This window comes from Streptomyces sp. PKU-EA00015 (assembly GCF_013387495.1).
Taxonomy (GTDB): Bacteria; Actinomycetota; Actinomycetes; order Streptomycetales; family Streptomycetaceae; genus Streptomyces.
In genome coordinates this window covers 80,402-106,652 of sequence record NZ_JABZEE010000044.1, presented here as the reverse complement: position 1 = coordinate 106,652, position 26,251 = coordinate 80,402, and the positions used below count along the sequence as shown (strand labels likewise).

The following is a 26,251-nucleotide window of genomic DNA, read 5'->3' as shown; positions in this document are numbered from 1 at the left end:
AGCTAACAAAGCACTACTAGCTAGTCCTCCGCCCGTTGGGTGACGGGTGCCTCGGTGCGGTCTCCTGGGAACTCGTACCACCGGCGCTGTAGGCAGACGTACCGAACATCGGCTTCGACCAGGCGGAGGAAGGCCGCGACGGTCTCGGCAAGGCGCTCCTGCAGGCCGGAGTCGGTGAGCATGCCGTCCTCGGTGAAGCCCCGGTGAGCCTTGGCAAGGCTGAACATGTCCGGAAAGACGCGGGTGCCGAGGTGTTCGAGAGGAACCCTCAGCGCCCAAAGCCCGCGGTTGCCGCCGACCAGGGACGGGGATGCGGAAACGAGCAGCGCGTGCTTGGTCTTGAACGGCTGGGGTTGCACGCGGGAGACCCAGTCGATGGTGTTCTTCAGGACCCCGGGCATGGAGGCGTTGTACTCGGGGGAGGAGATCACGAAAGCGTCGCATCGCTCGAGCCGGTCGCGCAGCGCGAGAGCGCCCTCAGGCAGCCCCTCGGAAGCCTCTACATCGCCGTCGTACGGGGGCATGTCGAAGTCGCGCATGGTGGCGAGGTCGGCGGTGACGCCGGTGTCGGCGATCATGCGGGCCACGAGGGAGGCGAGGCGGGCGTTGGTGGACTCAGCCCGCAGGGCGGCGCCGAAGACGAGCACACGCAGAGGGCCGGGGTGGGCGTCCGTGGGCATGGGCGATGTCCTTCCGGCGTGAGGGTTCGCCCAGCCAGGGCGCTGCGGACCAGTGTGGTCCGCACAGGGCCGCCTCGCGACAGGGAGGGGCCTTCTGGGTATCACACTTGGCGCCCCGGCCCGCCGCGCACTTACGTGGCGGGCCGTGTTGTCCGCCACGGCGCCCAGCAGCTCCGGATGAGCCAGCGGCCGGCCACCGCGTCCGTCCCCAACCGCCAACCCCTCGACGAGCACGCCGCCGAATCGGTCCGCGCGTACGCGGCCGACCAGCGCGCCAGGTCGACATCATCGCCCGCGGTGCTGAGGGCATCGCCACCGACGGCTACCCGGCCCCGGAGTCCGGCGTGCTGTGGGAGGACGCCTGTGATGCCCACCTGGAGCGCCTCGCCGGCGAGCGGTCCCGTGTCGCCTGACCACACGCTGCGGCGCGCCCCGCGTCGCCCTGGTGGAGCCTGAGCTCACCCGGCTGTCGAAGCTCGCCGCCTCGGGACGCTCGCCTGAGCGTCCGACTTGGCGAACGGTGCCCACTCGCGTGCGCAATCACAGCTACAGCGGGACGTGGATGTCGAGGACGGGTCCGACGGTGCGAGGGGGTGGTGCGTCCAGGCTCTCCAGGACATGGAGCATCGGTACGTTCTGCGCGGCGACCGCCGCCGTCAACGTGTGGTGGCCCGCCCGGCGGGCCACCTCGGCCGCGTGTGCGGCCAGGGCGGTGCCCAACCCCTTGGACTGCCAGGCGTCCTCAACCAGCACGGCGAGCTCGCCCACCCCTTGCCGGTCGGTGCGCATCACGTTCGTCATGGCGATGATGTGGTCCGTGCGCTGGGCCGGGGTGGTCACCAACGTGGTGCCGCGCCCCGGGTCGGACAGCAGTCGCCATCCTGCGGGAGAGAGCTGGGGTTTGCCCGCGTGGTAGCGCAGGGCCCGGCTGCTCGGCGAGCAGCGGCGGTGCAGTGCCTGGATCGGTTCAAGATCCGCGGGGGTCACTTCGCGGGTCTGGGTGGCGGTACCGTCGGTCAACGTGATCGGGTGCGAGGTGTCTCGGCCGACGTCGGGCATGCGATGGTCTCCTGACAATGGCATACGTGACGGGCGTGCGGGCGGACCCCTCTCGGCGGGTGTCCGCTTCGGCACACGAGCAGTCTTTTGCCACTCCCCGCCCAACTCAAGGCGGGTTTACGCCAAAGCGATTACGCTTCGCACTTAGTACATCACTCAACGGAGTCAGAACGGTCAAGGAAGATCGCAGCCGACTGTCACCGCTCCACCATGGCGGTGCCCTCGCCGGCCGTCCGGGCGGCGGGGATGCGAGGAGCCCGGCAGGCCTGTTGCAGATCACCGACATCGACGTGGCGGCCCGGACGGTCGGGCTCGAAAAGCGACCCGACCGTCCCGGACGCCTGCCGGCCCTGCCGAAATCTTCTCGCGCAACATCCAACCGAACGTGAGGATCGACAACCGGTGTCCGACGCTCAGTGAAGGGAAAGCAACATGGTCGGTCGGGTGGAATTGCAGCAGATGGACGAGGGGAGCCTCGAAGTACTCCTCGCGGTGGCCGTCGACGACGCAGCACCCGAGGAGGTCATGCCTCCCGTGGCCGGTCCACCAGGGTGGACGCCTGAACGGCAAGAAGCGTTCCGGGCCTGGCACCGCGCTCGACGCCCTGGACTTGCCGGCCCACTCCGAGAGACCACCTTTGCGATCACCCACCATGGGAAAATCGTGGGCGCAGCCCGCCTGGCTGTCCGCGACAGCCACGAAGTCCTCGAAGCGGGCGTGTGGCTTGCCCGTTCCCAACGCGGCCGCGGAACAGGTACCGCCGTACTCCGCGTGCTGCTCGACGAAGCCGCCAGGTCCGGTGCGCGGGCCGTAGTCGCGGACACCAAAGCTCACAACACAGCGGCACTCACAGCGTTGCGTCGCAATGGCGCAACGCTCATCACAAGCCAGGACACCGCCGATGTCCACGCTGAGTTGATGCCGAGGATGATGCAGTCGCCTCCCACTTCCACCGTGAACCCGTGAAGATTCACAACACCTTGCACGGTTCACCGGAACGTCCGCGTAGGAGGACTTGTTGAAGGCGATGGCGACGCTGCTGGCGGGGCCACGGGATTTGAACTGCCGACGTTTGCTGCTGTTGGTGGCTGAGGCAGGATCCCCCGTTCCTGGGCTACTGGGCAGCCGTCAGGGAGGATTTCTCGGTGGCCTCGCTTCGTGCGTGTAGGGGATGCTGACCGGATGGTTGAGCGAGCGGACGCGGTCCGGGCAGTCGAGGCCTATCTGGGGGACGAGGAGCTGCGGCGCCTGGCGACGGGGGCTGACCCGCGGCGTGTGCTCCGGCTTGTTGTGGCGGACGTTGAGGAGCATGAGCTTGTCTGGATCGTCCGTGTGCGGTCACGGACGCCGGGCGAGGTTCTGGTGGGGGGTGGGCCGTATCTCGTCGACCGTGTCGATGGTGGGCTCCACGAGGTCGGCGTGGTCTCCTGGGTGACCGGGGCCTGGGAGGCGGATTACCGGGAGCGGATCCGGGGAGCGACCCGGCGCAGCGCAGTGGACGAACTCCATGAACAGCTGCGCGACATGGTGGCCGCGCGAGGAAGGCTGTATGCCGTGCGTCTGCTCCGGCAAAGGGTGCCGGCGTTGGATCCTGCTCAGGCGTTCGAGTACGTGCATGCTCTGCAGGGCGGCGACCTGTCGCCGGACCTGCCTGCCCTAGCCGTACGAGCACTCGTCGAACCGGTCGAGCATCACGTGGACACCCTTCGTCGCGGAAAGCTGCCCGTACCCAGAGGCCGCCTCGGAAGAAGCGAGTTCGGCTGACGCTCCGCGAGTACGGCCCCGGCCGGGGCGGTGCCACGGAACCACATGCAGCCTTTCCTGGAGGCGATCGGCAACCCACCGGGGCCACGGTGGCACCCGCCCCCTGTGCGGTCCGTGCGAGAAGCGGGCCGTCGCGGCCGACCAACAGGCCGACGGCGAGCGCCAGGAGCAGCCGGACTGGTCGGCGGCACACCTGACACACCGAGGATGAGCCACCGCCTTGCCGCACTGACCCGATGCGCCGGCTGACCGGCGATCCTCCACTTGCGACCCGGGGATCTTGGAGGGTTCCACCACCGCGCGGGGCAACCATGTCCGCCGACCGGCACCGCTCCAAGCGATGCCGCTCAGCCTCATCTGAAACGGCGGATGCTGACCGGGCGGTCCCTGGTGATCGCTCCGTCGGTACAGGTCAGGCTCAGCTCCAGCTCGGCGAGGGTTCGTTCGGATGGCCGTATGGCACTGGTCGGCCCGTGTACGCGTCGAGCAGGACTCGGTCGTGCACAGGCCGCTCCAGCTTCACTGTCACGTGCTTCGTCTTCGCCTGCGCGGTGCAGTTACCCGTCTTCGGGTCTTTGACGGAGGCTGACAGCACTACGCTGCCGCGTGTTTCCAGGACATCCACGGCGGGGCCGTCGTCGCATGCTCCATGAATGGCGATCACGGTCAGGGATCGCCGGTCTTCCTCGATCTGGACCAGCCGGTCGAGCGGAGCCAACTGGCCGGCGGGGATGTCGCGGGCCGGTCTGATCGGCGATCCGGGCAGCTTCGACGGGTCGGCAGCGGCGATCTTGAGGGGGGCGTCGTAGCCCCGCACAGTGAAGAGCCAGGCGGGGACCGTCGCGGGTCCGCGGCTGGTGGCCAGGGTCATCTCACCCAATTGTGCCCCGGTCACGGTGAGGTGCGGTTTTGCCTCGACCCGGGAGCGGGCCAGGGCCGTGTAGGCGGTCTTTGCCCCCAGCAACGGCCGCGTCAGCGACGTACCGCCCGCCCACGTGACTCGGCCGTCCTTCGGCCATGTGGTGGGCAACTCGCCTTGCAGGAGGAGGTTCTGGGCCTCGTAGGCGCGTTTGTCGGCCTGGCTTCGCAGGCCGCCCAGCGGCAGTTGGACCGCCCCTCCCATGGGGTAGTAGCCGGCCCGCCACGCGTCAGCCGCCTGTGAGCCGTCCCAGGCTGCGGCGACCTGCCGGGCGCGGTTCCCGGCTATCTCTGCCGTACTACCGGCCTCCCTCTCGCTGCCACAACCGAAGACGGCGCCTGTGCAGAGGGTCACCAGAGCAAGCAGGTCAGCGGCGCGTGATGTGCTGATGTGCATGTCATCTCCTGGAAGGACGGTGACGTGGCGGGATGTGCTGTTCTTCTGACGCGGCTGTCCCAGCACAGGTTTCATCAGCTGAGGCAGATGCGGGGGCGCGGCGTCAGTGGACGTGAAGGCCGCGTTCGTCCAGCACGTCTTGGATGTGATCGCACCCATGAACGCTTGCGGCATGGGCGGTGAGCAGACGTCTGGGGTCCTCAGGGGCCGGAGTGGGGGTCGGCGAAGCGGCAACGGTCGCGCGAACTTCCTTGCGATTGGTGGTCCTTGTCGCTGCCGTAGGTCGCATCTGCCGATGGGTGAGACGGGCAGGACGGCCGGGACAGAACCGACGGGCAAGGACGGTCAGCCCCAGGCCGGCAACATCGCAGCAGCGCCGCGGGCGATCTCGTCGCCCGGTACAGGGCCGGTGTGAGTCGGACGGCGAGCCCTGGTTCGCAAACTCCTCTGTCGTCCTGTGGGTGCAATGCCTGCACCACTACGGTCTGCGCGTCGACACCTGCGACCTGCTCCTCAACGCAGAGTTCCACGAGGAGGACGCCGTCCTTGCCGAACTCGAAGAACTCGCTGCCGAACTCAAGGAGTGCGACCCGGCCGCATTCGCCGGCTACCAGGGATTCATCTGGCCAGAGTTCCTCGCCCGCTGGCTCTGGTAGGAGGTGTCGGCCCGTAGTCCCGCTGAGCGTTGTCCCGTAAAAGATTTCCTCCAGCCGGTCGTCAACTCTGCTCTGGTGGCGTATCAAGCCGGTCGGCTCGTTCGGGGTGGAAGACGGTGTTCCAGGCCGCGGTCAGTACCGTGGCGGCATTGCTGTCCACCACGTGCGGCGCGCCGTACGCCATCGCAGTGTCGAGCAGTGCGCTGAGTGCTGAGGACCACGGCTCGGTAAGGACTCGTTCATCGTCCTCGTCCACGGTGAACGAGCCCGCGCTTCCGCGGTGTTCGGCGCTGTTCGTGACCATGTGCCAGATCAGCAGGAGGCCGTGCCCGACCGGAGAATCCGTCGCGCCGGCGCCGGTGATCGCCAGGGTCGAGGTGTGATCCTGGTCCTGGTAGTGCGCGAATTCTGGCTGCTGGGCGAGCCAGCGGTTCCATGCCTTGCTGTACTCGCGGTCGGCGGCGGGATGGCGGGCGGACGCGAGTTCGCTCGCGATCTGCTCGTCCAGGGCAAGGCCGCTCTCGATGACGCGGATCACTTCGTCGCCGTGGGAGCCGAAGAGCACCGACGGGGACAGCTCCTCCAGCACGTCGACGGCGATGGCACGCGTGTAACTCGCATCAGGCAGCAGTTCCTTCGAGGCACGTGCCATCGCCGCACGCTCCTCGTCCGACGAAGGCAGCGCCACCCTCACCCACAGGAGCCGCCCGGGCCACCGGGAGACCAGCACTCGCTCCACCGTGTGATGGACAACGATCCACGGCGGCGCAAGCACCGGCAACGCCACCCGCATCCCGACTCTTGCCGCCTGCAGGCAGTCAGGAGACCTCTCGCTGACGAAGACGAACCCTGTGACAGACGAATCTGTGAACGCCCCCACCCAACCACACGTGCCTTCACCGCTAGTTACGTCTCGACGACACGAACCTACTACTGGCCGTCTTTCAGACCTTCCCCACCTCAAGCTGTCGTCCTGCGCCACGGTCCCGCCCGTGGAGGGACAGTCGAACCTGCAGGTCTCATGAAGGTGAGAGGAGGCACAGGGCCACGCCGGGAACTGGCGGGGCCCTGTGCCTGAGGAGGAGGTTGTGTCGCAACTCTTCCCGCCTCCGACGTACCAGGCTGGTGGGAAGTCGGCCGGCGGACTGCCAGCCGGGAGGCGGGGGAGGGGCGGCCCCGAGCCCTGGCCGGAGACCAGTCAGCGAACCAGCCGGGCCCGGTGGATCTGCTGGGTCAGCAGGCAGGCAGGAGCTTCGTTCCCGCCACCCGAAAGACCTGTGAGGCTTCGCCGATGCTCACACCGTCGATCTCGGCCTCAAACCTGAGTTCTAAGTAGGGGCCTAAGTCTTCCAGCCCGTTTGGCGAGAACTGCACGTTGACGAGCTCGCCGCCCGCCAGTTCCAGTCCCCTGGACGACACGCGGATTCCGGCCCAGCCGTGCTCGCCCTCTTCCCATTTCTTGACCACGTGCCGGCCCCACTGCGAGCCCTGAACGTTCAAAGACGTCACGCGCAGTCCCGCCCTCCCCCAGGCCGTGCGGGGCCACATGCAGCGGCAGACGCGCCGGCGAGGGTGGAGACGGTCGTGCCGGTGCGCACGTATCGCAAAGGTGACCTCGGGGATGCCCCGGCGATCCGCGGGCTCGTAGTGCACATGGACATCGGCCCCTGCGGCCCTGCCACTGGCGTACATGCGGATCGTGTGCCCCAGGACGCTTGACAGCTTCAACACGGCTTCGCGTACTCCTTCATCGATCGGTTCACCCGCCGGAGGGGACCAAGCCAGGCTGATCACCCCTCAAGATGAAACCTCAGGAATCACTGGCCGCCGGGTTTGGCATGGCGAGAGTTGGCTCATACAGGCGCCGCTTACGGGCATCACGCTCCGGCCCCTCACCGATCCGGGTCTGTGTGCGCAATGGATCTCGTGACCGGCGTTGATGCCCTGGCCGCGTAGACGATCGGCGCGGGCGGGCGGGCCTTCCGCACCGCCTTCCACGCCTGCCCGCGCCCGAGGTCCGGTAGGTGTGCGAAGACGGTTCCCCACTCGGCGGGCACGGCCCGGGACGTCATCGGCTGCCGGCTGACGATGCGGCTGGGGGCGGCCTGGCCCGGCGGCCCCCGGGTGCAGGACGAGAACATACGGCGGCGTGGGGCTGATGAGGCGAAGCACGATGATCGGCACCACGACCTTGCGGACCACGACGACCGCAGCTGTGATCAGGGGACCTGCGATGGCCAGGCCTGCGACACCTTCATGAAGTTCTGCTGGGCCGGACGGTCGGCCGATCCGGCGGCGTTGGATCAGCGCTTCGCCGTCAGGGATCGCCACCAGGGGCTCGTGCTCGCCGCCGGCGCGGGAGCCGGGGCGGCCGTCGGCTCGGCCGGCGGGGCGACGGGTGGGAGCGGCTGAGCCGCCGTGCCGGCGCTTGTGGCGCCGGGCTCCATGCCCAGCGATCGTGGCGGGGTGAAGCGTACGGGCAGAGTGGCGGGCCGACGTGGCCCGACGGCCGCGCACGGCGGGTCTTACTGGGCATGACAAACCGGGCGCCGTCGTCGACCGTCCTTACCGCTGCGGGTGACTCTCACCAACAAAGCTTGATGCGGCGCGGCGCTGAACGGGTGTCATCGGCCGGCCGACAGAGGACACGGTCCACGGCGGCGCGCCGTGGAGCAGCGCGTTGCGGGCCGCCCTCGCGAACATCGGCGATCCTTGTGCGGCCATGTGGATGCTGCTCTTGGCCGTCGTGGTGCTCGCGGCCGCGAACGCGCTCAACGTTCTGCTCGCGCCCGGTTGGTACGTGCCGGTCTGTGCAGTTGCGGCCGTGCTGCTTGTGTTGATCGCCCGCCGGTCCGGACTCACTTGGGCCGATCTGGGGCTCGGCAGGGCGTCGGCCCGCCGTGGTCTGCGCTGGGGCCTGGTCCTGGCCGTAGCCGTTCTCGTGGTGTTTCTCGTGGGCGTGGCACTGCCGTTCACCCGGGAGGCGTTCCAGGACGAGCGGGCCGCGGGCCTGTCTGTTGAAGAACTGGTGTATCGCGTACTGGTCCGCGTACCGCTCGGCACGGTGCTGCTTGAGGAGATCGCATTCCGCGGCGTGCTGTGGGCCATGGTTCGGCGACGGTGGGGGCCTGTATGGGCCACCGTCGTTTCCTCGGTGCTCTTCGGGCTCTGGCACGTACAGCCGTCACGCGGGCTCACACGCGCGAACGCGGCGGCCCAAGCGGTCTTCGGAGCCGGCCAAGCCGGCGTCGCCCTGGCAGTGACGGCGGCGGTCGTCGGCACCGCCCTCGCCGGTGTGCTTCTCTGCGAGCTCCGCCGCCGCTCCGGCAGCCTCATCCCACCCGTGGCGCTGCACTGCGCCCTCAACAGTGCGGGTTACGCAATCGCCTGGGCGGCGAGTCGCTGGTGGACCTGATGGGCGCACGTCGGCGTCGTCAACGGGGCACCGACGCCCGTAGGAATCCGGACCAGGTCCACGAGTACTGGGGCCCGCGATGCAGGGCAAGGGCAGCGACCCCGCGTTGCATCGGGCGGTACACGCGAACGTGCACAACGCGCCATGGCCGACCTTGCGGGAGTGTCATGGACTGGCATTGCTACCTCGGCCGAGGTCCTCGAGGAACTGTCGTTGGCCGTCGAGGAACCGGTCCGCGAAGAGCGAGCGGGGGGAGAACAGCGCGGTGAGCGTGGTCTTGAGGTCCGACTGTTCGATGGACTGCTTGAGCAATGAATGGGCCGCGTCCGGGTAACGCTCGACCGTCAATGCACCGCCTGCGTCCAGCACCTTGCGGTAGGTGCGCTCCGTGTCTGCGGTGTCCACGTTGATGTCATGGCCTGCGAGGGCCAGAAGCACCGGTACGCCGCGCAGGGCGCGGAGGTCTTGCGTGGCGTCCGCGGTGTAGTTCTTGGAGATGAAGCCCCAGCGATCGGCGGTCATGCCGTCCGCGTCGCCGCCCATCGCCCTGACGTACTCCTCGAAGGTCGCGTGGCGTGCCAGCAGCCGGCGGGTGGTGTCGCTCTTGGCGATCTCGGCCTTGGTGCGGGATGCCGATGCGCCGTCGGCGCGCAGCTCGGCGAGGAGGTTGTAGCGGCCCTGCCGGAGCCAGTTGATCGCGGGCGAGACGGCGATGACGAAGCTCACGGGCGTCTTGGCGGCGACTTTCGGCAGGACCCAGCCCGCCTGGCTGGCGCCCCAGAGTCCGATCCGGTGGCCGTCGATGTCCGGGCGGGCGCGCGCCCAGGCGACGGCGGCGACTGCCTCGTCGGCCCGGTCGTCCATGGACTGCTCGAGCCAGTTGCCGGGTGCGCCCGCGACGCCGGGCTTGTCCCACGACAGGGAGGCGTACCCGGCCTTGGCGTTCGCTTCCCACAGGGGCTTGTAACCGTCGTCGTGAGTGGCGTCGACGGGGCCGTCGCCGTGGATGTACACGACCAGGCCGTGGCGCTTGCGGCCGTCCTTGGGGGTGGCCAGTACGCCGTTGAGGGTGTGGCCGCCGTGGCGTATCGAGACCCGCTGCTCGTCCATGGCGTAGGAGTTCTGCCACAGGACCACACCTGCGAGACCGGCGGCCACGACCAGGACCATGACGAGTGACCACGCGGCGATGCGAAGCCCGCGCCGTCGGGGCCGAATCTTCGGACTCATGAGATCTGACCGCCTTTGCTCGGGGTCCATGAAGCTATCATTGTCAGAACGATCGTTGCACGAATGATAGTTTTGAGCGAGAGACGACAAGCGCGAGGGGAGCACGGCATGGGACTGGACGAGACGGGCGCCGGTGGACCGGTGACGGTCCGGCGGGGCGTTCCGGCCGGAACCGAGCGGCGGGCGGCCGAGCTGTACTGGGACGCCTTCGGCCGCAAACTCGGCCCCGCCCTGAACCCGCCGGACAAGGCGGTGCCCTTCCTCGCCGCCCACCTGAACGCCGATCGCGCGGTCTGCGCGCTCCTCGACGGGCAGCTCGTCGGCCTCGCCGGCTACCAGCTCGGCGGCCGGGCCCTCACCGGAGGTTCGGCCTCCGAAGTGCTGCGGGCGTACGGACACCTGCGAGGACTGCACCGACTCCTGCTCCTCGCCCTGTTCGAACGCCACCCGGCCCCCGGGCAACTCGTCATGGACGGCATCGCCGTGGACCCCGGCATGCGCGGCCGCGGCGTCGGCAGCCTGCTCATAGAGGAAGTGGCCGCCGTCGCGGTGGAGCAGGACTGCCGGGAGATCAGACTGGATGTGATCGACACCAACCCGCGGGCCAGGGCGCTGTACGAGCGGCGCGGCTTCACGGCCGTACGGACCGAGCGCACGCCCTTTCTGCGCGGGCTGCTGGGGTTCGGCGCGGTGACCACCATGCGTCGCGCCGTCGGAACGAGGGGAGCGACAGAACTGTGAGCGCCGAGACGGACCGCGTCGAGGTCCCCACCCGCATGCTCGTCCACGCGCTGATCCGCGAGGACGGCACCGTCGGTGCGGACGAGCTGTACACCGTCGCCAACATCCTGGGCATGAGCGACCAGCAGGTGCGGCTGTGCGTCAAACGCCTGGTGGCCGAAGGCCGGTTCACCCACGAGGGCCGAGGCCGCAAGGCGGAGCTGCACGCGACCGCGGACACCACGCGTGCCCTCGCCCCCAACGCGGACTTCCTCCGGCACGCATTCCAGCAGGACGCCGGGCTCGCGCCCTGGGACGGTGTCTGGCACCTGGCCGCCTTCGCGGTGCCCGAATCGTCGCGCACGGCCCGGGACTCCCTGCGCGAGACGCTCGTCCACCTGGGCGGCGCCCCGCTCCAGGGCGGACTGTACGTCTGCGCCAACACCTGGGAACCGTACGTCGAAGAAGCTGCCCACCGCCTCGGCGCCCATGGCTCGCTCACCCTCCTCACCACGACGGACCTGCGCAGGGGCGACACCCGAGAGCCTGCCGAACTCGCCCGCCGCCTGTGGCCCCTGCAGGAGATCGCCGACCGCTACCACCGCCTCAGCCGCATCGCCCAGCCCCGCCTCGCCCGGCTCACCGGCCCTGCCGGACTCACCCCAGCCGCACTCCTCACCATCGCGGTCGAGCTGGCCGCCGAACTCACCCGCGCCATGGAGCCCGACCCACTGCTGCCGCCTCAGCTCCTGCCCCAACCCTGGCCCGGCACGCAGGCCCGGGAGCTCATCGCCCGGTGCTGGGCGGCCCTGCACGAACGAGAACGCGGCGAAGCCGGCCCTGCCCTCTTCCGCCTTTACGCCGACATCACCCGGGAAGCAGCAGATCGCGCCGCGCGCTGAGTGGCGCTACAGGTGACCAGCTTGGTGCTGCACCCTGCTGAACGCACGGATAGCCTCCCGGAATGGATTTGCGACTGGCGGCATACGCCGTCTGTATCGAGGACGGGCGGGTGCTGCTCGCTCATGCCGTGAAGCCGGACGGCAACAAGACGTGGACTCTGCCAGGCGGCAGGGTTGAGCACGCGGAAGATCCGTTCGATGCGGTGATCCGGGAGGTCGCTGAGGAGACCGGCTTGGACGCTGTGGTTGAGCGCCTGCTGGGCGTGGACTCAAGGGTGATTCCCGCGTCGGAGCGCCGACTCCCTGGTCGGCCCGAACTCCAGAATGTCGGCATCTTCTACCGGGTCCGCATCACTGGCGGCCAACTCCGTCCTGAACCGAACGGCGAAACCGCCGAGTCGGTCTGGACGCCGATCAGCGACGTCGCGCACCTCGGCCGCTCTTCGCTGGTCGACGTGGGCCTCGCCTTGGCTCAGTCCGTTCCAGCAACCGGCCACGTTGCCCCGGTCCCCATCGGCGGTCTAATCCAGCACTGAAGCCACCAGCAGCATCACAGGGAATCCGTTCCTCCCGGCTTCTTCGACCAGTCGGTGCGGGGGTCTCGCCGGGTGAGCCTGCGGGACATCAGTGTGATGAGCGCACGGGTGCTGCGTGGTCCTGCCGGCCCGGCCCACCGGTCAGCGACGGCGACCGGGTGCGGCATCTGCGAGGCGTCGAGGGGGAGAGGGCTGTGCCCAGTGTTCTCCCGGCCGCCGCTGATCTCGCGGTGCGAGGCCTGGACTCATTTGGTGAAGAGGGAGTTTGCGGCATTCCACGCGCGAGGAAGTCCGAACTCGGCCAGGCCGCGGATCAGGTCGCGAAGGGTTTCGTCGGTAGCGCCGTTCGCGCGTGCGAGAGCGGCGTGCAGGCGCATGGATTCGCCCAGGGTTTGATAGAGGACGTCCACGGTCAGGCAGGCGATGGCCCGTTCGCGGGTGGTCAGGTGCGGGCGGGCCCAGCGTTGGGCGAGTTGGTCTTCGGTGAAGGCGGCCAGGCCGGGATCCACCCCTTCCAGATCGCGGACCAGGTGGGCCAATGGCCCGGTGAGGGGTTCGGGTTCGACTGGCGTGGTGTCCTTTGCTTCGGGGAGGCCGAGTTCGGTCAGGCGCTGGAACGCGGAGACGAGGATGGGGTAGCCGACGTAGGGCGCCAGGTGGCGGTAGAGCTCCCTGACGGCCTCGGGTTCGACCCCGTTGGCCAGGGCCATCTGAACGTGCATGGCCAGGGGCAGGTCGAGGTGGGGGTGGCACAGGTCGGCGGTGAGGCAGACGAAGGCCTTCTCCCGCATCGTCAGGTTGGCCAGGCCCCACAGGTTGTGGCCCGCGCCCACGGCGAGCTGGGCGAAGACGGGGTCGAGCGCGGTCAGGGCCTCGGCTCCGGCGAGCTGGGTCATCGTGTGCTCCGTTCAGGACAGGCCCAGCACGCGCAGGCGCAGGCGGTCGAGGGCGTACTGGGGGACGACGCGGCCGAGCGTGCTCATCAACCGCGACTTCTTGCCGACCGGATAGCGGGCACGCGGCTTGCGCGCGGTCAGGGCGTGCAGGACGGCGCGGGCGACCACGTCGGGACTCGAGCCGGAGCGTTCCTCCTTCAGACCGCTGGTGACCATGGTCCGGTAGGCGGTGCCGTACAAGCGTCTGCCCTCGTCGCCGATGGCCTCCAGTCGTGGCTCGACCTCGCCTTCGAGCTTGTCGACGGCGGAGGTGTGGATGGAGCCGGGCTCGATGAGGACCGCGCGGATGCCCCAAGGTCTGACCTCCATGCGCAGCGCGTCGTTCAGCGAACGGATGGCGTGCTTGGACGAGCAGAGCGGACCCCCGAACGGGAGGGTGATCCAGCTGCCGACGGAGCCGACGGTGACGACGCGGCCTTGGGAATCGCGCAGCTTGGGCAGCATCGCCTGGGTGACCGCGATCTGGCCGAACACGTTGACCTCATACTGCCGGCGCAGCGTGTCCAGGGAAACGAACTCCAAGGGGCCCGTGACCCCGATGCCCGCGTTGTTGACCAGCGCGTCCAGGCGGCCGATCGCGTCCGCCGCCGCCGCGATCCGACCCGGGTCGGTGACGTCCAGCGTGATCGGCGTGACAGTCGCGCCCAGGGCGACGCCGTCGGAATCCTTGCGTACTCCCGCGAAGACGGTGAAGCCCTCGCGCGCCAGCATCAGTGCGGTGGCCCGGCCGATTCCGGTGGACGCGCCGGTGACCAGCACTGTCTTCGATCGTTCGGTCATGGCCGGAACCCTAGGAAGACCGCCATGGTGTGCGCGTCCGTCACGTGACTGATGAGTGTCCTGCGCACATCAGTCACCCGACGCAGACGGTCCGCAAGCCCTCTGGCCCGGCGCCTCCACCATCAGCTGATCAATGATCGGACGGCGGACGTCTCTTCGTGCTGGCGTGTGGCGCACGGACATCAGTCAGGTGACGGAAGCGGCGAGAACTCCCCCCAGGCTAGCGTCGGCCGCATGGAGCTGATCAACGATCACCTGGCCGTCAAGGCGCGGGTGCTGCCCACAACCGACGACGGCTTTCTCGTGCTGGCCGGCGAGGTCGGCGCCTGGCGCGGCCACCTCGCCTCCCCTCCCGCGCGGCTGCCCGCCCAGCTCAAGGCCCTGACCGCGAATGTCGAGGCGCGCGAGGCGAATGTGTTCCGCGCCGTCCTGCGCACGCCCGGTGAGGGCGACGAACTGCTGGCCGCCCGAGGCATCCGCCCGGCGCGCTATGACGTCGTCGTGCTGATCCGCACCGAGTCCGTGGACTCCTTGCGGGCACTGCGCGAGAGCGCCGCGTACAAGGAGCTGGCCGAAACCATGAGCGCGGCGGCGCGCAGGACCCACCAGTTCGCCGCGGGCAACGCCGGACGGCTCGGCGACGTGGACCATGGTCAGGACCATTGCTTCCTGTTCAACTACTTCTACGCCGACGATCGCGAGACCCTGCTGAAGGTGTGGGAGTACACCGCCGGGTGGTTCCAGGCCAAGACCGCGCTGCCCAACTCCGCGTTGATGCGGCCGCTGGAGGGCGAGCCCGCCGATTACGGGCTCGTCAACCACGCGAGCTGGCCGAATTGGCGGGCCTTCCTGCCCAGCCTGATATTCCGGCCCACCTTCCGCCGGTTCGTGCTGGCCAATTTCAAGGCCAATGGCATCGCCGCCCAGCCCATCATCTACCGCCGGGTGTGATCCGCCGTTCGTTATGCCCGCTCGCAGGTCACACCGGCTCTCAGGTCACACCCGGCAGCCTGATCAGCTCGGCGCGGGAGGAGACGCCCAGCTTGGGGAACGCCTTGTACAGGTGCGACGCGACCGTGCGCGGGCTCAGGAACAGCTGCGTGCCGATCTCGCGGTTGGATGCGCCGGTCACGGCCAGCCGTACCACCTGGAGCTCTTGGGGTGTCAGCACGGACAGCGGATCTCCGGTGGTCGAGCGGTCGGACAACGACTGGCCGGTGGCGCGCAGCTCGGCGGCCGCGCGGGCAGACCAGGGGGCCGCGCCGAGCCGGTCGAACGCCTCCATGGCGGCCTGGAGCTGGGAACGTGCCTCCGCGCGCCGTCTATGGCGGCGCAGCCACTCCCCGTAGGCCAGCCGGGTCCGTGCCTCCTCGAAGGGCTGCTGCCCCTCGGCGTGCACGGCCAGCGCCCGCACGTAGAGGTCCCCGGCGGCGCTCTCCTTGGCCAGGAGTGCGCGGACCCGGTGGAGGATGGCGAGCGGTGTGGGCTGGCCGGTGGCTTGCGCCCACTCGGTGTAACATCTCAGCCGATTTCGCGCACGCTGCGGATGCCCCACCCGGACGGCCGCCTCGATGTAGTCCGGCCAGGCATACCGCCACAGGAAGGCATGCCGTGTAGGGCCGGAAATCGCCCGTTCCATCCGGTCGAGCACTGCGTCGTAGCGGCCCAGCCCGAAGTCGAGGGTCGCCAGTGCGCACGCCGCCCAGCAGGCGGCCGGCATCCACCGGTGGTGATCGGCGCCCTGGATCGCCTGCTCCGCCATGGCCTCGCACTCCTCCTCGTTGCCGGCGACCGCCGACAGCCAGGCATGCACGCCCGCCGCGTAGTCGCGCCACATCGGCTGGCCGACATCGGAGGCCAGGGTCATGCCCGTGGTCACCGTGGCTCGCGCGGACTGGTGCCGGCCATCGAGGAGCTGGGCGATGGAGAGGAGCGTCAAGGCCTCGGGCATACGTCCCGGTCGTCCCTCTGCCCGGCAGTCCTCGGCGAGCCTGGCTGCCTCGTCGTGCATGCCTTTGTGGTCGGCGCGGGAGAGAGCCTGGAAGGTGACAAGGAACCGCAGCTCACCCGGCATGCGCTCGGCCTGCTCAGCAATGGGGTAGGCGATCGTCGTCACGTCGTCGCCTTCCAGAATCAGGCGGAAGGCGCGGTTGATCGTGCGTATGACCGACGGCAGCCCCTCGCCGTCCGGGCACAGCTCCTCGGTACGGCGGGCCAGCGCGGGCTGGTCGGGGTGTGTGGCACTGGCCCAGGTGTAGTAGCCCGCGAGACCCAGCAACGACAACTTGATGGGTAGGGCATCGGCCACCACGGCCCCTTCGTGCAGCAACCGCACGGCTTGCAGCGGGCGGCCCGCCTCCACCTCCAGCTTCGCGCGTACGTGGGCGAGTTCGCCCATCACCGTCCCCGGCAACGTCAACGCCTTGGCCCGTTGCCGCGCCTTGTCCACCAGCTCACCCGCGCGTCGCCACAGACCGGCCTCGGCCGCGGCCAACGCGGCGGCCGTCCACCGGCGTACGGCCTCGGCGGGATCGACGGACAGCTCGGCGGCACGCGCGAAGGCCGCCGACACCGCCGTCTGCCCGCCCCGGCACCGCGCGCGAACCGCCAGGCTCTCCAGCTCAGCCGCGACGTTCTCGTCCGGCCGCAGGGTGACGGCGGCCAGGTGCCAGGCGCGGCGGTCGTCGTCGGACGCCTCGGCCAGCGCCCGATGCGCGGCCATCCGGTCGGCGATGTCGCAGGACACCAGCACCGCGGTACGCACCAGCGGGTGGTGGAACGTGACGCCGCCCGGACCCACCCGGGCCAGACCCGCGCGTTCGGCGTCGGCGATGTCGGCCAGCGAGGCGCCGAGCAGACCGACCGCCCGCGCGAGCACGTCCAGCCCGTCGTGGTGATCGAGCGCCGCCACCAGCAGGCAGGAACGGGCGGCGGGGGAGAGCGCCGCGACCCGATCACGGAAACCGACCAGCACCCGATCCGTCACCGGCTGCGCCGTACCGAGGGAGAAGAACAGCGGCAGGAGGACGCCCTTGCGCTGCTCGGGAGTGAGCATGCGGGGCAGTTCGATCAGCGCGAGCGGGTTGCCTCGGGCCTCGGTGACGAGCTGGGCGCATACGGCGGACGGCAGGTCCGCCGCCCGTTCGGCGAGGAGTTTCTGGGAGGCGTCGGCGTCCAGTTCACCCAGCCGCAACTCGGGCAGGCCTCGCGCGGGAAACTCGCCCTCCCGCGCGGCGAACAGGACGGCGACGGGCTCGGCGTGCAGGCGGCGCGCGACGAACAGCAGTGCGTCGGCCGACTCACCGTCCAGCCATTGAGCGTCGTCCACCAGGCACACCACCGGGCCCTCCGCCGAGAGCTCCACCAGCAGGCTCAGCGTCGCGAGCCCGACGAGGAAACGGTCTCCCCGGGTACCGCCGCCGAGGCCCAGCGCTCCTCGCAACGCCTCCGCCTGCTGCGGCGGCAGCACCTCGATGTGATCGAGAACGGGACGCAGCAGCAGATGCAGAGCGGCGAACGGCAGGTCGGCCTCCGACTCGACACCGGTCACCCGCAGCACGCGGGCCCGTGCGTTCGTGGCGGCGTACTCCAGGAGCGCCGACTTGCCGATCCCCGCCGCACCGCACACGACCAGAGCGCCACACCGGCTCTCCAGCAGCTCATCGACGACGGACTGCTCCACCTGACGCCCGTACAGCATGGCACTCCTACGCGTATCCGTCATGACGTGCGAAGACAGGGGCCGCTCGCATTATCGATACCGTCCGCCGTGCTCAGCATCTGACCGGCTACGACCTGTCGACATCGGCTTGAAGGATGAGTTCGCCCTCGATGTGGCGATGCCGGTCACCCTCGCGCAGTTCGAACAGGTCGACCCGGCACGAGCGATGGCCGGCGGCAGCACCCGCAAGCCCCGTTGTGAACGCCGCGGTTGCTCGGTGGCCTGTGCACAGAACGCCGGCACGGCCTGGGCGATCTGTTCGGGCTGTTCGGCGACCATAGCGTGACTGGCGGCCAGTTCGAGCACGCGCAGGTGCGGCCGGTCGGCGGTGAGGAGGGTGCGCGCCGGTCAGCAGCGGTGCGACCGCGTCCCAGTGCAGCAGGGTGCCGCCCAGTCCGTGCAGCAGCAATACGGGAGTTCCGTGGCCCCGATGGTCGCGGACGGCGAGCTGGACCGGAATCGGGCCGAGGAGCTCATCAGAAGCCAGCAGGATCTCCAGCGGGTCGAGAATCCGGGTCTCCAGTATCTGGACCAGCTCGGTCACCAGCTCGACATGGTCATCCGTGGTCGCCACTTGACGGAAGACAGCAAGTACTTGCCCCCGAGTGTCAAGTAGTGCCGCCTTCCATGCGTCTGACAAGCGGGTGCTGGCGGTGGTCTCGGGCCAAGTACAGCTAGGCGCCGCGTGCGGCCTTGACCACGTCGGTGTTGCCTCGGCCCCAGGTGGCGGTCATGACGACCTTCTCGATCTTCCAGGTGCCGTCGATGCGGAGGACTTCGAAGCGGTAGTTGCCGCCGATGGTCCACAGCGGGTCGCCGTAGGGGTCGGATCGGCGGTGGGTCGAGTGGAAGGCCGCGGTCAGCGTTCCACGGTCGCCGTCGGCCTCGACGAGGTGATTGCCCAGCAGGTGCTGGGTCGCCTCGAATTCGGCGAAGAGGGGCGCCCATGCCTTGGTCACGTCGGGTGGGGTGACCACGTCTGGTTCACCGCCCCAGAAGCTGGTGAAGTCGAGGGTGACCCTGGGGGCGAAGACGGTCTCGAAGGTCTCCCAGTCGTGGGTGTCGACTGACCACATCATCCGGGTGCACAGGTCGATGATGTCGGCGCGGTCTTGCAGGTTCATGCTCGTACTCCTTGGCCGATGGGGGCGATGGGGTCGATGGGCAGCAGCCCGTGTTGGTCGAAGACCTGGCGGGCGATGGACATGGCGGCCAGCACCCGGGGGAAGCCGGCGTAGGGAACTGCCTGGATGACGGCTTCGACGAGCTCGGCCGGTGTGATCCCGGCGGCAAGGGCCGAGTTGAGGTGAGCCCTGATCTGTGGCCCGGCGTCCCCCAGCGCGATGAGAACGCCGAGGATGACCAGCTCGCGCCGGCCGGGATCCAGGCCCGGCCGGGCGTGGATGTCGCCGTAGGCGAACTCCACCGCCAATCGCGACAGATCGGGTGCGATGTCGGCGAGCTCGTCATACACCTGGCGCCGGGTTTCGCCCGGCCCGCCGAGCTCGGCCTGGCGCGCGGCGCCTCGCAGGTAGCGTTCGTTCACAAGGAAGAGCCTGCCGCCTGGCTGTGGTGTTCTCCCAGGCCCGGGTTGTACGGGTACTGCCAGTACCATCCTCAAGGGCATACTGGCCCGTATGGACCAGCTTGGGGAGTTCCTGCGGAGCCGCAGGGCGCGCGTGCGCCCTCAAAGCCTGGGTTTGCGCGGCGGAGCACGCCGCCGGGTGCCCGGTCTGCGCCGTGAGGAACTGGCCCAGCTCGCCGGGATCAGCGTGGAGTACTACCAGCGCCTGGAACAGGGCCGGGCCGCCAACCCCTCGACGGAGGTACTGGACGCCATCGCCACGGCGCTTTCACTGGACGAGGTGGAACGCGCGCACCTGGGAACTCTCGCGCATCCGGTGCGCGGCCGGGACGCGCGGGCTGCCGCTGAGGTCCGAAGCGAGCTTCGACGCATGCTCGACCTGATGGAGCGGATCCCAGCCCTGGTCATCAACGACCGCTTCGACCTGCTGGTCGCCAACCGGCTGGCGAACGAACTGTTCCCTGACGTGGCGAACCTGGCCCGGCATCTCTTCCTGGATCCCGCCGCCCGTTCGCTCTACCTCGAATGGTCCGACGTCGCGGCGGCGACGGCGGCTCAGCTCCGGCTCACTGCCGCTCGCTACCCCGCGGACCGTGAACTGACGGCTCTGATCGAGGAACTCAAGCGCTCCAGCGACGCGTTCGACACCTACTGGGCCAGCGGGGACGTCGAGATCCGTTCCTCGGGCACCAAGCGCCTACGCCATCCGTCAGCGGGCGTGCTGACGCTCAGCTACGAGAATTTCGATGCTCCCGGCGATCCCCGCCAGCGTCTGGTCGCGTTCACCGCAGAGCCTGGCAGCCCGACCGATGCCACCCTGCAACTCCTCAGAACCCGCCCGGCCATCGACTCGTGACAGGCACCCAGAACCGGGAGCACTCGACCGGCCTGACACCCTCGTCGGGCAGGGCGGCGCGCTGGCAGGCCGTCACCGGGGTCCGGTGAAGCGGATGCAGGACCGCCCCGACGGTCCGCAATACGAAACCGGCCGGGGCGGCGGGGCGTACGAAGAGGCCCTCGTGGGTCAGCAGTCGACCCTGTACGCCGTGGACGGCGAGATCGAGCCCAGGACACGAACCGCTGCTGGAGTACTAACGCCCGCCGTGCGCTGCTCAGTTCTGGCCGGGCGTCTGTGAGGGTGAGGCAGATGGGAAAGATGTGACGGCCTCGACCAGGGCGTCGCACCCTTCCCAGTTGAGCATGTGGCCGGCGTCGGGCACGGTGATCAGTCGTGCGCCGGGAATTCCGGCGGCGAGGCGCCGGGAGTGGATCGGCGGGGTGGAGCGGTCGGCCGAGCCGACCATCACGATGCTCGGCACCCTCACGTCGGCCAGGCGCGGGTAGCGGTCCTCACGGGCGAAGGCCCGCAGGATCGGCAGCAGCGGGCGATGGTTCTGGCGAAGGAACACCTCCCGGTAGACAGCGATCATTGCCGGCGAGGGCCGTTTGCCCGACTGCATGGCTCCGAACAGCACCCCGCCGGTGCGGGTACGCGCCCACCGCTGGAGGAGGCCGCTCTCCAGCAGGGGTATCTGCAGCCGGTTCTGCGGCGCCCCGTCGTAGATCCGCCCCGCCCACGTCGCGAACAGCACCAGGCCGCGAAGACGTGGAGCGAGACGGGGATGGTCGAGCAGCGCGCGGATCGCGACGAACCCGCCCATCGAGTGGCCGACCAGCACTCCGTCCTGTACGTCGAAGTGCTCCAGAACGGCCGCATAGTCCCCGGCCATGGCCCGGGAGCCGGCGCCGTCGTGGCCGAGCGTGGAGCCTTCATGACCGCGCTGGTCGAAGACGATGACGCGGCGCCCACGCGCGCGAAGCGCTTCAGCGACGAGGTTCCACTCCAGCAGCGACACACCGTACCCATGGGCGAGCACCACGGGCGGGCCCTGCCCCGCGACAATCACGCGGAGCACCGTCCCGTCAGGGCGACGAACGGACACTTCTTCACCCTCGGGCTCCCGCGAGAGCCGCTCGTAGGGGAAGGGATCCGGCAGGCGTTCGATCTCCGTGGCCACGGTACGCGCAGCGAGACCGCACCCCACGGCTGTGGCGGCCAGCGTGGCACTTCCCGCGAGTAAGCCCCTCATTGTTCCTCCTGTCGGCACTGATCAATTCCCGCACCATGCGTGTTCGTGCCCATGGTCCCCGCTTGAACCGCGGTTCCGCTGCGCGCAGTTCAGCCCTCTGTCGGGGCAGGAGCCCGCCGACCCTATCGTCAGCCGCAGACGCAGTGCCGGGCGCGGCCACGTGATCTGTGTCGCCGTTTCCTTCGGCTCGCGGCGCTGCGCGCCCATGGGGCGGCGTCGTGGCCCGCACAGTGCTCCGCGCACGGGGCCGGCAACCCGCTGCGAGCAGGGGAATGCCGCCGAGTCGGGACCGGGGCTGGGAACTGCGGACAGGTCACGGCTGCTCGCCGGCGCCCCCGAGGGCTTCGATGACGTCACTGACCTGATCGTCCTCGATGACATCGAGCGGTGCGCCCCGGCGCTCGAGTCTGCTGCCCAGGCGGGTACCTGCTCGTCCAGGACCGAGCCAACCCTGGGGCGCCGACGACCTGCTGATGGGTCTGTTCGATGCCGTCGGGCCCGCACCATGCCGCACACGGCTTCGGTTCTTGGCACGGACGACGGTTTCGATCACCACTTGTCGGCGGCGTACGGCTGGAGCCACAGCGCGGTCTGCAGCGTCACCGACTTGAACCAAGCTTGGTACATGCGCTCCACAGTCCCTTCGTCGTGGCCCTTGTTCGCCAGGAACGGGCGGATCGTGGCAGTGATTGGGTAGATGAACGCCACCATGTAGCGCAGGGGGATATGACGTACGGATGCGGCTCCGTCGGTTCGGTTCTTCTTGTCGTGTGTGTGGCGGAGTCCGATCTCGTGCGCGTAGGAGAGCCACTCCTCGTCGTGGGGACGATGGCAGGTGTCCATGATCCATTGGCCGAATCGCTGCCGTACACGCGCCAGGTAATCGTCCAGGACGCTTCCGTCCGGGGTGGCGAAATAGGCTACGAGGTGCGGATGCGAGGCCACGAATCCGTACCAGACGTCCAGGATGTCCTCAACCTGGTCCTCCAGCACCTCTCCCGCCATGCGCAGGTCCTGCACGTCATCGGCGGTGAACAGAACAGTCGCTTCCAGCTTGGCCAGCTCATCCCTCGAGACGGGACTGGGCGGAGTGGAGCCGTAGGCGTAACCGGCTGGTGGTTGCGTGGTCATGCGGATCACCTCTCATGTCCGTCGTGGTCCTATTGAATGCGTTGTCACACAGGGGATGGAGAACAGCCACCCAGTTGCAGCGTGTCGGACGACCTATTGACGCCTCCTGACATGGCGATGCGTGCCTCAGGTGGTCAGGTGATCAGGCGGCCGGGTCGTCGCTGGGTCTGACGCCGGGCCGTCGAAGGCCGGCCCGGACGGGGCGACGATTCGTCCGCAGCGTCTGCGTCAGGCCTACGCGAATCCGAAGGATCGCGCTGCTGTGGGACTGCTCGGGCTCGCCGCGGGCGTGGCTCTGATCGTCGCCGGGGCGGTCGCTTCAGTCGCTCGACGCCTACCCCACACAGTGACCCGGGCGCACTTGGTGGCCTTGTCGACCGCCGGCAGGTCACGTGGCGCTCCGCAGCGGCAGCCGCTGCCGGGTAAACCATCGGGTGCGGCAGGCAACTCATGTGGCGGGGCGTCGCACTGCCGGGCGTCCTGCCGTGTGAGCTGAAGGGATGTGCTGTGGAAGCGAATTCCGCGAAATCACCGGTTGATGCCGAGCCCGGCCGGCGGCCGGCCCCGGTCACCCGTCGCAGATTCCTGGCAGGCGCCGGGGCCGCCGCGGTGATGACGTCGTTCGCCGGCCGGAGCGCCGGCGCGGCTGTTCCCCGGACCGGCAGCGACGGCGGGCTGCGGCTGGGTGCGGGTACCACGTTCGGGGCGCGGCTCTCTCCGGACGGCCGGTGGATCGCCATGGACCTGCTGGGCGTGCTGTGGGTGCTGCCGGCCTCGGGCGGACAGGCGCGGCGGCTGACCAGTGACCTGTTCGACATCGCTCAGCCCGACTGGTCCCCGGACAGCAGCCAGTTGGTCTTCCAGTCCTACCGCGACGGCGTCTTCAACCTCTGGACGGTACGGCGCGACGGCAGCAGGCTGCGGCAGCTGACCACGGGCCCCTTCGACCACCGGGAGCCGCGCTGGTCGCCGGACGGGCGCACGATCCTGTTCTCGGGCGACGCGACGGGCAGCTACGCGATCCATCAGTACGACGTCGGCAGCGGACGCGTCGACGTGCTCGTCGACGGACCGGGCGAGGAGTACGAGCCGGCGTGGTCCCCGGACGGCAGCCAGGTGGCCTTCGTGGTGGGCAACACGCGCATCGACGTCGTGGACCGCGTGACCGGAGCGCGCAGCACCCGCCTCACCGTGCCCGCCGGCCAGGTGATCCACCAGCCGGAGTGGACCCCCGACGGGGCCGACGTGGTCCACCACCTGACGCACGACGGCCGGTGCGACCTCATGATGTCGAAGGCCCCGCTCGTGGACGACGAGGAGACGTTCCCCTTCCGCGTCTCGTGGCTCGACCACGAGCGCTTCCTCTACACGGCGAACGGCGAGATCCACGTGCGGTCGCTCACCGCCCCGGGCACGAAGACCGTCGGCTTCTCGGCCGCCGTCACCACCACACCGGCGAAGTACACCAGACGCCGGACGGACTTCGAAAGCACGCGGCCCCAGCCGGTGCGCGGGATCGGAAGCCCCGTGCTGTCGCCCGACGGTGAGCGCGTCGCGTTCCGCGCGCTCAACGACATCTACGTCATGAGGATCGGCCGTGCGCCGCAGGCCCTCACCAAGGACCACTGGTGGAAGTGCGATCCCGCCTGGTCCCCCGACGGCGGGCGCCTGGCCTACTCGACCGACCGGGGCGGGACGCTCGACATCTGGATCAGGGACCTGGAATCGGGGCGGGACCGGCAACTGACCGACCTCGGAGCCAGGGCGGCGCTGTCATCGGCCTGGTCGCCCAGCGGGAAGGAGATCGCCTTCCTGGACCAGGACGGCGCCCTGTGGACCGTCGACGTGGCGAGCGGCGACGTACGGCAGATCTTCACCGCGACCTTCGAGCCGGGCAGGCCGACCTGGTCGCCCGACGGCGAAACGATCGCACTCGCCGCGGTGAAGCCGTACTCGGCGCGATTCCGCGAAGGACTCAGCCAGATCCTCCTGGTCGACCGGACCACGGGGCAGGGCAGATACGTCGAGGCCGTGCCCGGCCGCTCGATCCAGACCCGGGGGGACGACGGACCGGTCTGGTCGCCCGACGGGACCCGGATGGCCTTCGCCGTCGCGAGCGTCCTGTACACCGTGGACGTCACCGAGGACGGAACGCCCACCGGGGAACCCCGGCAGATCACCGACGAGGTGAGCGACGCCCCGTCATGGAGTGCGGACTCGCAGCAGCTCCTCTACCTCAACAACGGCCGGCTGCGCCTCGTGCCGGCGAACGGCGGACCTCCGCGCACCGTGGCCGTGCCGCTCACCTGGACCAACGTCGTACCGCCCGCGCGCACCGTGATCCACGCGGGCCGGATGTGGGACGGCGTCCGCGAGGAGATCCGGCGCGACGTGGACATCGTCGTCGAAGGGCACAGGATCACGGCGGTCGCACCGCACGCCGCGGGCCGGGCGGGCCGACTGGTCGACGCGCGTGACCGGCTGGTGATGCCCGGGCTCATCGACATGCACCACCACAGGGAGATGCAGGGCTACGCCTACGGCGACCGGCAGGGCCGGCTCTGGCTCTCGCTCGGGGTGACGACCACGAGGTCTCCGGGAAGCCCCGCCTACCACATGGTCGAGGAGCGCGAGTCCACCCGGTCCGGCGCCCGGATCGCACCGAGGTACTTCGCGACGGGCGAGGCCGTCGACGGCCCCCGGATCTACTACAACTTCATGCGCCCCACCTTCACCGACGCACAGCTGAAGCTCGAGCTGGAGCGCGCGAAGAGCCTCGAGTACGACCTCGTGAAGTGCTACGTCCGCCTGCCGGTGGTGTGGCACAAACAGGTCGTCGCCTTCGCGCACGACATCGGGATCCCGGTCACCTCGCACTACCACTATCCGGCCGCCGCCTTCGGCGGCGACGCGATGGAACACACCGGCGCCACGAACCGATTCGGCTACTCGCGCACCGTGACGCCGCTCGGCACGGCGTACGACGACGTCACGGACCTGTTCGTGTTTTCGGACATGGCTCGGACACCGACCCTCTTCGGCTCGACGACCCTGTACCGGGAGGACAGGTCCCTGGTCGAGGACCACCGCGTGCAGACACTCAATCCGCCGTGGCGGATGTCTGCGCTGCGGGCCGCCGCGGATGCCGCCGGCGGGACCGACCAGACGGCGCGCCGCGAGAACCTCCGGGCACAGGTCCGGCAGGCCCTGCAGATCTTCCGGAGAGGCGGCCGGATCGTCCTCGGCACCGACGCGCCGATCGACCACGCCGCGGTGAGCCTGCACATGAACCTGCGCGCAATGGTCGCCTACGGTTTCACCTCGTACGAAGCCCTGGTGACCGCGACCAGCCTGGCGGGCAGAACCCTGGGCGAGGACCTGGGCAGGATCGAACCCGGGATGTACGCCGACCTCGCCGTGATCAACGGGGATCCCTTCGCCGACATCAAGGACGCCGCCAACGTCGAACAGGTGCTGGTGTCGGGGGTCGCGCACACCGTCGACTCGCTGATGCGGCCGTTCGACCGCACGTCTGATGCCGTCCCCGGGAAGCGGAGGGCCAACGCCGTGCTGGCTCCCGTCCCCGACCATCCGGCCAACAGCCCCTTCTGGTGGCACGGGCACGAGTACGTCGAGGAGGCACGGCACGCCTGCTGCAGCGGGTGAGGTCTCGCCCACCGGCCGGCGCCGGACCCGGTGACCGGCCGGGCG

The 26,251-nt window shown here is 69.4% G+C and carries 25 protein-coding genes; 11 read left to right on the top strand and 14 right to left on the bottom strand.

The genetic code is table 11. The features are described 5' to 3' along the window. Positions 1-20 precede the first annotated feature (20 nt). Complete coding sequence (locus HW130_RS25510) at positions 21-680, bottom strand: NADPH-dependent FMN reductase (RefSeq protein ID WP_177152033.1); 660 nt, start codon at positions 678-680, stop codon at positions 21-23. Positions 681-1,226: 546 nt separating this feature from the next. Next, complete coding sequence (locus HW130_RS25505; protein ID WP_177152032.1) at positions 1,227-1,739, bottom strand: GNAT family N-acetyltransferase; 513 nt, start codon at positions 1,737-1,739, stop codon at positions 1,227-1,229. A gap of 432 nt (positions 1,740-2,171) precedes the next feature. On the opposite strand from HW130_RS25505, the gene HW130_RS25500 reads away from it, so the two are divergent. Together HW130_RS25500 and HW130_RS25495 are read left to right on the top strand one after the other, a co-directional pair. Next, a complete protein-coding gene (locus HW130_RS25500) occupies positions 2,172-2,705 on the top strand; it encodes a GNAT family N-acetyltransferase (RefSeq protein WP_177152031.1) in 534 nt (177 codons plus the stop codon). A gap of 216 nt (positions 2,706-2,921) precedes the next feature. Next, the gene (locus tag HW130_RS25495) at positions 2,922-3,503 is read left to right on the top strand and encodes a YrhB domain-containing protein (protein WP_177152030.1); all 582 of its coding nucleotides are present in this window, start codon (positions 2,922-2,924) and stop codon (positions 3,501-3,503) included. A gap of 418 nt (positions 3,504-3,921) precedes the next feature. On the opposite strand, the gene HW130_RS25490 is transcribed toward HW130_RS25495, so the two are convergent. After that, a complete protein-coding gene (locus tag HW130_RS25490; RefSeq protein WP_177152062.1) occupies positions 3,922-4,818 on the bottom strand; it encodes a hypothetical protein in 897 nt (298 codons plus the stop codon). 179 nt (positions 4,819-4,997) lie between these two features. Here HW130_RS25490 and HW130_RS25485 point away from each other — a divergent pair, with 179 nt between their 5' ends. Next, on the top strand, positions 4,998-5,474 hold the full coding sequence (locus HW130_RS25485; RefSeq protein ID WP_309140571.1) for an SUKH-4 family immunity protein: 477 nt from the start codon (positions 4,998-5,000) through the stop codon (positions 5,472-5,474). A 61-nt stretch (positions 5,475-5,535) separates the two neighbouring features. On the opposite strand, the gene HW130_RS25480 is transcribed toward HW130_RS25485, so the two are convergent. Both HW130_RS25480 and HW130_RS25475 read right to left on the bottom strand, forming a co-directional pair. After that, a complete protein-coding gene (locus tag HW130_RS25480; RefSeq protein ID WP_177152028.1) occupies positions 5,536-6,267 on the bottom strand; it encodes a hypothetical protein in 732 nt (243 codons plus the stop codon). Positions 6,268-6,707: 440 nt separating this feature from the next. Next, positions 6,708-6,983, bottom strand: coding sequence for a hypothetical protein (locus HW130_RS25475; RefSeq protein ID WP_177152027.1), 276 nt, complete (start codon positions 6,981-6,983; stop codon positions 6,708-6,710). Positions 6,984-7,598: 615 nt separating this feature from the next. On the opposite strand from HW130_RS25475, the gene HW130_RS25470 reads away from it, so the two are divergent. Continuing rightward, complete coding sequence (locus HW130_RS25470) at positions 7,599-7,886, top strand: hypothetical protein (protein ID WP_177152026.1); 288 nt, start codon at positions 7,599-7,601, stop codon at positions 7,884-7,886. Positions 7,887-8,154: 268 nt separating this feature from the next. Then, the gene (locus tag HW130_RS25465; protein WP_256356329.1) at positions 8,155-8,889 is read left to right on the top strand and encodes a CPBP family intramembrane glutamic endopeptidase; all 735 of its coding nucleotides are present in this window, start codon (positions 8,155-8,157) and stop codon (positions 8,887-8,889) included. 165 nt (positions 8,890-9,054) lie between these two features. Here HW130_RS25465 and HW130_RS25460 read toward each other — a convergent pair whose 3' ends face one another. Further along, positions 9,055-10,119, bottom strand: coding sequence for a S9 family peptidase (locus HW130_RS25460; RefSeq protein ID WP_177152025.1), 1,065 nt, complete (start codon positions 10,117-10,119; stop codon positions 9,055-9,057). Positions 10,120-10,227: 108 nt separating this feature from the next. Here HW130_RS25460 and HW130_RS25455 point away from each other — a divergent pair, with 108 nt between their 5' ends. The 3 genes from HW130_RS25455 to HW130_RS25445 all read left to right on the top strand — a co-directional run bounded on the left by HW130_RS25455 (position 10,228) and on the right by HW130_RS25445 (position 12,277). Beyond that, positions 10,228-10,860, top strand: a complete 633-nt coding sequence (locus HW130_RS25455; protein WP_177152024.1) for a GNAT family N-acetyltransferase — start codon at positions 10,228-10,230, stop codon at positions 10,858-10,860. Positions 10,861-10,895: 35 nt separating this feature from the next. Beyond that, a complete protein-coding gene (locus HW130_RS25450) occupies positions 10,896-11,741 on the top strand; it encodes a PaaX family transcriptional regulator C-terminal domain-containing protein (protein WP_177152060.1) in 846 nt (281 codons plus the stop codon). A gap of 62 nt (positions 11,742-11,803) precedes the next feature. Then, positions 11,804-12,277, top strand: coding sequence for an NUDIX hydrolase (locus tag HW130_RS25445; RefSeq protein WP_177152023.1), 474 nt, complete (start codon positions 11,804-11,806; stop codon positions 12,275-12,277). Between the two features lie 245 nt (positions 12,278-12,522). Here the strand turns inward: HW130_RS25445 and HW130_RS25440 are convergent, their stop codons facing one another. Together HW130_RS25440 and HW130_RS25435 are read right to left on the bottom strand one after the other, a co-directional pair. Then, positions 12,523-13,173 (bottom strand): carboxymuconolactone decarboxylase family protein, encoded by a 651-nt coding sequence (locus HW130_RS25440; protein WP_177152022.1) that lies wholly within the window; start codon positions 13,171-13,173, stop codon positions 12,523-12,525. A 12-nt stretch (positions 13,174-13,185) separates the two neighbouring features. Continuing rightward, positions 13,186-14,013: an SDR family oxidoreductase gene (locus tag HW130_RS25435; RefSeq protein WP_177152021.1), complete on the bottom strand. Its 828-nt coding sequence runs from the start codon at positions 14,011-14,013 to the stop codon at positions 13,186-13,188. A gap of 234 nt (positions 14,014-14,247) precedes the next feature. On the opposite strand from HW130_RS25435, the gene HW130_RS25430 reads away from it, so the two are divergent. Beyond that, positions 14,248-14,964 carry a hypothetical protein gene (locus tag HW130_RS25430; RefSeq protein WP_177152020.1) on the top strand — a complete coding sequence of 239 codons (717 nt, stop codon included), beginning with the start codon at positions 14,248-14,250 and terminating at the stop codon, positions 14,962-14,964. 40 nt (positions 14,965-15,004) lie between these two features. On the opposite strand, the gene HW130_RS25425 is transcribed toward HW130_RS25430, so the two are convergent. The 4 genes from HW130_RS25425 to HW130_RS25410 all read right to left on the bottom strand — a co-directional run bounded on the left by HW130_RS25425 (position 15,005) and on the right by HW130_RS25410 (position 19,280). Further along, entirely contained in the window at positions 15,005-17,713 is a 2,709-nt protein-coding gene (locus HW130_RS25425) for a LuxR family transcriptional regulator (protein ID WP_177152019.1), read from the bottom strand. Positions 17,714-17,801: 88 nt separating this feature from the next. Continuing rightward, the gene (locus HW130_RS25420; RefSeq protein WP_177152018.1) at positions 17,802-18,308 is read right to left on the bottom strand and encodes a hypothetical protein; all 507 of its coding nucleotides are present in this window, start codon (positions 18,306-18,308) and stop codon (positions 17,802-17,804) included. Between the two features lie 100 nt (positions 18,309-18,408). Further along, complete coding sequence (locus HW130_RS25415) at positions 18,409-18,858, bottom strand: nuclear transport factor 2 family protein (RefSeq protein ID WP_177152017.1); 450 nt, start codon at positions 18,856-18,858, stop codon at positions 18,409-18,411. Next, positions 18,855-19,280 (bottom strand): carboxymuconolactone decarboxylase family protein, encoded by a 426-nt coding sequence (locus HW130_RS25410; protein ID WP_177152016.1) that lies wholly within the window; start codon positions 19,278-19,280, stop codon positions 18,855-18,857. The genes HW130_RS25415 and HW130_RS25410 overlap by 4 nt, the downstream gene beginning before the upstream one ends. Before the next feature lie 91 nt (positions 19,281-19,371). Here HW130_RS25410 and HW130_RS25405 point away from each other — a divergent pair, with 91 nt between their 5' ends. Then, complete coding sequence (locus HW130_RS25405; protein WP_177152015.1) at positions 19,372-20,175, top strand: helix-turn-helix domain-containing protein; 804 nt, start codon at positions 19,372-19,374, stop codon at positions 20,173-20,175. Positions 20,176-20,431: 256 nt separating this feature from the next. On the opposite strand, the gene HW130_RS25400 is transcribed toward HW130_RS25405, so the two are convergent. Next, positions 20,432-21,226 carry an alpha/beta fold hydrolase gene (locus HW130_RS25400; protein WP_309140570.1) on the bottom strand — a complete coding sequence of 265 codons (795 nt, stop codon included), beginning with the start codon at positions 21,224-21,226 and terminating at the stop codon, positions 20,432-20,434. 732 nt (positions 21,227-21,958) lie between these two features. Continuing rightward, positions 21,959-22,540, bottom strand: coding sequence for a protoglobin domain-containing protein (locus tag HW130_RS25395; RefSeq protein ID WP_177152013.1), 582 nt, complete (start codon positions 22,538-22,540; stop codon positions 21,959-21,961). Positions 22,541-23,047: 507 nt separating this feature from the next. On the opposite strand from HW130_RS25395, the gene HW130_RS36795 reads away from it, so the two are divergent. Further along, positions 23,048-26,206 (top strand): amidohydrolase family protein, encoded by a 3,159-nt coding sequence (locus HW130_RS36795; protein ID WP_218183963.1) that lies wholly within the window; start codon positions 23,048-23,050, stop codon positions 26,204-26,206. The last annotated feature ends 45 nt before the right edge of the window (positions 26,207-26,251 follow it).